The organism is Pseudomonas sp. GW821-FHT01E05 (genome assembly GCF_059422425.1).
The window spans coordinates 281,902-288,311 of the sequence record NZ_JBWKWW010000008.1; the positions used below are offsets into that span (position 1 = coordinate 281,902).

A 6,410-nucleotide genomic window follows, 5' to 3' on the forward strand; every position below is an offset into this window, starting at 1 on the left:
CGTACGATCAAAGGTTGAGGGCCTGCCGCGGCTGCGCCGGGGTTGCGTATCTTTTTTTGTAGTCATGGTTCCAAAAATACTTGACATGCTGTAGAGACGAACCGACTCTACCATAATGGAGCGATCGCTCCAATAATCAAATCCTTGCGGAAGGAGTCTGTGATGCAACGAATTGTTCACGCCAACCATGGCGAGCCCGCCGAGGTGCTCACGCTGGAAGCATTTTCCGATGCTCCTTCTCTTGTGAGCGGAGCGGCGCTTGTGCGTGTGTCCGCCGCACCGGTTCATCCGGGCGACTTGCTGGGCGTCTCCGCTTCCCCCGCCTTCGGGGCGGCTCCCCTCATCCCGAGGGGAGGTCGAGTGCCCGGCATCGAAGGTGTAGGGGTGGTGGAAGCGCTGGCCGCTGACATCGACCCTTCACACCGGATTCAGGTCGGCACACGTGTGGCCTTCTTTCCCGTCAACGGCGCCTGGAGCTCCAGGATCGCCGCGCCTGTCCAGTCGCTGATACCCGTGCCCGATGAAGTGAGCGATGAGGTCGCAGCGCAGATGTTGGTCAACACGTTGACTGCACGCCTTGCGATGCGGGCTGGTCACAACGCGTTGCCTGAAGACAAGCGCGAAGATGTCACGGTTATTCAGACGGCTGCCAATTCCGCCGTCGGAAAGCTGCTCACTCATCTGCTCGTCGAAGTGGGCGTCAATCCGATCCTGCTCGTCGGCTCCAGGGCGAGCGCGCAAGCGCTTAAAGCTGCTCGCCCCAACCTTTCTGTCATCGTCACGGAGAACCAGGGCTGGAAGGACGAGCTTCGCGATGCGCTTGCGAACAAGCCCGTCTACGTGGCGTTCGATGGCGTCGGCGGCGCGCTATTGCCCGACGTAGCGAGCTTCCTCGCTCGCGGCGGAACGATCATTAGCTACGGCTCCCTGGGCGGCGCTACGACGGACATTCGTTCCATCGCCCCTCGAGCGCTGACCATCAAGGGTGTGTCGTTGTTCAGTTGGCAATTCGAACCTGCGGCGGTGCACGATGCAGACGTGGCCAAGGCGCTCGAGCTCGCACGCAACTTCCCGAGCCTTTTCCCCGTAGCGGAACGATATCAGGCGAGCGACTACCTGGGAGCGCTCGAACATACGTACCGCAGGGGAAGGGCCGGCATGGTGCTGCTCGCGTTCTAGCGCTACGCGTCCTGCGTAATGTGAGGCGCTCCTCGTCATGAGGGGCGGCTTGGTAGCGTTCACCCCGGTTTTTGCACGATTTCGAAATGAGCCCCGAGAGCCGAAGTATTGCCTCTCGGCTTTCCAGCTAAGCATCTTATGAAAGGACGTAAGCCATGCGTGCTATCCAGAACACCGCTTTCGGCGACCCCGTCGAGACTCTGAAACTCGTTGACCTTCCGGAGCCGGCCAACTCCGGCCCGGATGAAGTCCTGATCGCGATGGAGTATGCCCCCATCAACGGCAATGACCTGGCCGTCATCACCAATCGCTTCGTCTACTCGACTCCACTGCCCTCGATCGTGGGCAACGAAGGCGTCGGGCGAGTTCTGCAGGTAGGCTCGAATGTCTCCAACGTGAAGGTCGGCGACCGCGTGTTGCCCCCGCTTTATGCGTTGACCTGGCGCGAGCGCCTAGTGATCCCGGCCAAGGGGCTGATTGCGCTGCCTGCCAACGTCGATCCACGTCAACTGGCCATGCTGCGCATCAATCCTCCCACGGCCGTACTTCTGCTCGGGCGCTTCGTTGACCTCAAGGAAGGCGACTGGATCGTGCAAAACGCGGCCAACTCCGGCATCGGCCGCACGGTGATCGCGTTGGCGAAGAAGCGTGGCCTGCGGACCATCAACTTCGTACGTCGTCCGGAACTGGTCAAGGAACTGGAAGAAGCTGGTGGGGACGTCGTTCTCGTCGATGAGCCGGGCGCCGTCGACAAAGCCAAGGCCGCGGTCGGTCCGGGCAACGTCCGTCTGGCCATCGACGGCCTGAGCGGTTCGGCTGCGGTGCGCCTGATCGACGTGCTGTCGCAAAACGGTACGCTGGTGAGCTATGCGTTCACAAGCGGCGAGCTGGTCACGCCGCTCAAGGTCGTGGACCTGCATCTGCGCGGCATCGTCGTGCGCGGCATATACATCGACCTTCCCGAATACCTGCCATACATCATGGACGCAATCAAGGAGTCTGCCGAACTGATGGCTCGCGGCGAGCTTGACCTGCCTGTGGCTGCCGTCTATCCGCTTGCGGACTACCAAAAGGCCGTCGCTCACGCAATCAAGGGTGGCAAGGTGCTGCTCGACTTGCGCTCATCGAACTGACCTGCCTGTTCTGTTAAGTGCCGTGCTCCTGGACGAGCATGGCTTCGTTGACTTACGTTGCCGCTGAGGTGTCGAAATGAAGATTGGTTTTATTGGAGCCGGTGCTGTAGCGCAGTCCATCGCCAGGAGCGCCATTCAAGCAGGACATGAGGTTGTCTTGAGCGCTCGTCGTGGGCCGCAGGCTTTGGGCGATATAGTGGCCGGACTCGGTCCGAAGGCGTCGGCAGATACGGTCCAGGAGGTGGCCCGGCTCGAGCTGGTCATGCTCGCCGTTCCATGGCTTCAAGTCCCGTCGGCCCTGGATGGGCTGCCCAATTGGGCAGGTCGCATTTTGGTGGATACCACCAACCCTTTTACGCAACTCGAGCCTGAGCTCGTTCTGGCGGACTTGGGGGGCACGGGCGCCAGCGAGATCATCGCGGCACACGCGCCAGGGGCTCGCGTCGTGAAGGCGTTCAATGCTATCCGCATGGAGCACTACGACAAGGGCCCGAAGTTTCATGACGGAAAGCGCGTCATCTTCGTCTCCGGTGACGACAAGGACGCAAAGGCGGTGGTGATCGGACTCGTCAACGATTTTGGCTACGCACCAGTGGATCTTGGCGGTCTGGTTTCGGGCGGTCGCATGCAGCAAGCGGGTGGTCCGATTGCTGGCCACGACTGGGTCGTCGCATAGGACTGCAAGGTATGCAAACCAATGTCGCGTTATTTCGGGAAGCAGAGCGGCTGGATGTCCGGTTGTCTTTGTGATCTGCCGTTGGCGGGACGCCGCTTCGAACGTCGGCAACGGGTCGACAGCTGCCCATCGCGACAGGCAGCTATCGGCAATATCTGACATTCGCGAAGGTCTGTGAGCAGGAACAGCGCGGCGATCTGAAGCGGTGTGTGGCCCAGTGGTTGGAGGTGCAGCACAAACTTGCGCAGTGCACCGTCGCTTAGGGTGGGGCCCAGTAATTGCCAGTCACCAGCAGGTAGAAGGATTGCCCTCTCCCCCACGGGAGAGGGCGGGTGCCAGCCTTATGTGTGATGAATTTCCCGGTCCTTGGTTTCCGGCAGGAAGAACGTGCCAAGAATGGCCGTCATCACGGCGATGACGATGGGGTACCACAGCCCGTAGTAGATATCACCCGTGGCCGCCACCATGGCGAACGCCACCGTAGGCAGAAAGCCGCCGAACCAGCCATTGCCGATGTGGTAGGGCAGCGACATCGAGGTGTAGCGGATGCGCGCCGGGAAGAGCTCCACCAGCCAGGCGGCAATCGGGCCGTAGACCATGGTCACGTAGATCACCAGGATGGTCAGGAGCAACAGCACCATCGGGTAGTTGGTCTTGGCCGGGGCGGCCTTCTCGGGGTAGCCGGCGTCCTTGAGGGCGGTGCCGAGGGTGACGGTGAAGGCGTCGTTGCGGGTCTTGAAGTCGGCGGCCGGCATGCCGGTACCTTCGAAGCTCGGGATCAGCTTGTCGCCGATGCGGATTTGCGCGACGGCACCCGGCTCGGTCTTCTCGTTGGCGTAGGGGATGGCCTTTTTCGCCAGCAGGCTCTTGGCGAGGTCGCAGGAGCTGGTGAATTTGGCCTTGCCCACCGGGTCGAACTGGAACGAGCATTGGCCGGGATCGGCGACCACAGTAACCGGGTTCTTCTCCTGCGCAATGAACACGTCGGGGTTACCGAATTCGGTCAACGCATGGAAGATCGGGAAGTAGGTCAGCGCCGCGAGGATGCAGCCGGCCATGATGATCCCCTTACGACCGATGCGGTCGGACAGGCTGCCGAACACGACGAAGAACGGCGTGCCGATCAGCAGGGAGCCGGCAATCAGCAAGTTCGCGGTCTGCGGGTCGATCTTGAGCGTTTGCAGCAGGAAGAACAGCGCATAGAACTGCCCGGTATACCAGACCACGGCCTGGCCGGCAGTGCCGCCGAGCAGGGCCATGATCACTATCTTGAGGTTGTCCCAGCGGGCGAAGGATTCGGTCAGCGGTGCCTTGGAGGACTTGCCTTCGGCCTTCATTTTCATGAACACCGGCGACTCGCTAAGCTGCAAGCGGATGTACACCGAGACGATCAGCAGCAGGATCGACAGCAGGAACGGAATCCGCCAGCCCCAGGCTTCGAAGGCTTCGGTGCCGAGAATGGTGCGGCAGGCAAGGATCACCAGCAGCGAGAGAAACAGGCCGAGGGTCGCGGTGGTCTGGATCCACGAGGTGAAGTAGCCGCGCTTGCCTTTCGGCGCATGTTCGGCCACGTAGGTCGCCGCGCCGCCGTACTCACCACCCAGGGCCAGGCCTTGCAGCAGGCGCAGGGTGATCAGGATGACCGGCGCCGCCACCCCGATGGTCGCGTAGCCGGGCAGAAAGCCCACCACAGCAGTGGAGGTACCCATGATGACAATGGTAATGAGGAAGGTATGCTTGCGCCCGATCATGTCGCCCAGTCGGCCGAACACGACGGCGCCAAAGGGACGTACGGCGAAACCCGCGGCGAACGCCAGCAGCGCGAAGATGAAGGACGTTGTCTCATTGACCCCGGCGAAGAAGTGCTTGGCGATGATCGCGGCGAGGGAGCCGTAAAGGTAAAAGTCATACCACTCGAACACGGTGCCCAGGGACGAGGCGAAAATGACCTTGCGCTCCTCCTTGGTGATCCCGCGGTGGGGCATGCTGCCCGTGGATGTATTGTCGATTACGGCCATGAGTCTTCTCCGTCTTGATCTTGTCGTAGGCCGGAGTACCACACTGCCTTTCTTTGCCGCACCCAGGCCCTAGGGCTGATATCATCGGATTATGGATTGCGCGAAGCATCGAAACAGGCTGACGGCCCTCCTTGAAGCATAATCACCTTCGCGCATATATCCACTCGCCATCCCTTCAAACCCAGGCTGACGCACTGTCGAATTGCTATTCAGACCTGCGAGATCTCACGCGAAGCGTCTGGGTGGCGTCCCGCTGATGCCTGTTTCCTCGGGGCGACCATCGTCTGGAACTTCGGTTTAATTCGGGCGTTAGGCATATCAGCCTCGGCACTGTCGATTTCATGCCCCCTCGTTCGTCTACGTAGATTGGGCGCGGAGCTTGCCGGTAAAGATCAACCAGAGGCGTCGCCCCGCTATCCGGAGGGTCATGGCAAACTTCACTCGAGTCATGAACAAGCGCATCGTCGCACTTCTTCTGCTTACACAGAATTTAGTTGCGTTGCATCGACCGGTTGAATCCACAGTCGAAAGCGGCGCCCCGCCGCTTTCACATCAGAAGTTCGCCGGGGTGTTGGCACTGATGATTTCAGCCTCATCCGCCCCAATATTCCGAAACCGATGCGGCAGCGTCGTCGGAAAGTAATACCCATCCCCGGCATTCAGCACACTGATCTGGCCATCCACGGTCAACTCAACCGTGCCACGAGTGACTAGCCCGCACTCCTCCCCTTCCGCGTGCACAATCGGCTCTTCGCCAGAACTGGCCCCAGGCGCGTACTGTTCGCGCAAAAGCCGCATCTGCCGGCTCGGCACCGAAGCGCCAATCAACAAAAGACGCAGGCCATCACGGCCCAGGTCGGGCTGCTCGTTGGCGCGGAAGACGTATTTGTGCTCTTGGGGCGGTTGATCGAAGGTGAAGAAGTCCGCCAAAGACATGGGAATGCTTTCGAGGAGCTTTTTCAGGGAACTGACAGAAGGACTGACTCGATTTTGTTCGATCAGGGAGATGGTGGCATTGGTGACGCCGCTACGCCGGGCCAGCTCGCGCTGGGACAGCTTGTAGCTTTCGCGTACTAATTTGAGTCGTGAGCCCGTGTCCATGACAGCCTTATGCGATAAATACTTAAGGGTTATGGGGGTGGATGGCGGGCGACTTTTGGCCGCGAAAAACACCGCTTCCCTGTCCCAGAAACGTGAAAGGCGGGTATTAAATCACGTTTGTTCGTGTTGCTCAGCAGCTTCGATAAACGGCTGGGTAAAAAGGCCGTTGGGCCTGCTGCCAGTCAGTTCAGACCCGCAAATTGTGGGAGCGAGCCTGCTCGCGATAGCGGTGTGTCAGGCGACATCAATGCTGACTGTGCTGCCCTCATCGCGAGCAGGCTCGCTCCCACACTTGATCAGTGA

At 60.4% G+C, this 6,410-nt stretch carries 5 protein-coding genes and 1 pseudogene; 3 read left to right on the forward strand and 3 right to left on the reverse strand.

The window, feature by feature from the left end:
* Positions 1-162: 162 nt before the first annotated feature.
* The 3 genes from AC07W5_RS19690 to AC07W5_RS19700 all read left to right on the forward strand — a co-directional run bounded on the left by AC07W5_RS19690 (position 163) and on the right by AC07W5_RS19700 (position 2,988).
* Positions 163-1,179, forward strand: coding sequence for a zinc-binding dehydrogenase (locus AC07W5_RS19690; protein WP_495024163.1), 1,017 nt, complete (start codon positions 163-165; stop codon positions 1,177-1,179).
* Between the two features lie 155 nt (positions 1,180-1,334).
* Positions 1,335-2,312, forward strand: a complete 978-nt coding sequence (locus tag AC07W5_RS19695; RefSeq protein ID WP_495013610.1) for a zinc-dependent alcohol dehydrogenase family protein — start codon at positions 1,335-1,337, stop codon at positions 2,310-2,312.
* A gap of 76 nt (positions 2,313-2,388) precedes the next feature.
* Entirely contained in the window at positions 2,389-2,988 is a 600-nt protein-coding gene (locus AC07W5_RS19700) for an NADPH-dependent F420 reductase (protein WP_495024164.1), read from the forward strand.
* Positions 2,989-3,155: 167 nt separating this feature from the next.
* On the opposite strand, the pseudogene AC07W5_RS19705 reads toward AC07W5_RS19700, so the two are convergent.
* The 3 genes and pseudogenes from AC07W5_RS19705 to AC07W5_RS19715 form a co-directional block, all read right to left on the reverse strand.
* Positions 3,156-3,340: pseudogene (locus tag AC07W5_RS19705) on the reverse strand (hypothetical protein); the annotation flags it as partial.
* Complete coding sequence (locus tag AC07W5_RS19710; protein ID WP_494993084.1) at positions 3,330-5,006, reverse strand: MFS transporter; 1,677 nt, start codon at positions 5,004-5,006, stop codon at positions 3,330-3,332. The gene AC07W5_RS19710 and the pseudogene AC07W5_RS19705, both read right to left, overlap by 11 nt.
* Before the next feature lie 552 nt (positions 5,007-5,558).
* Complete coding sequence (locus AC07W5_RS19715) at positions 5,559-6,107, reverse strand: cupin domain-containing protein (protein ID WP_019689637.1); 549 nt, start codon at positions 6,105-6,107, stop codon at positions 5,559-5,561.
* Between the last annotated feature and the right edge of the window lie 303 nt (positions 6,108-6,410).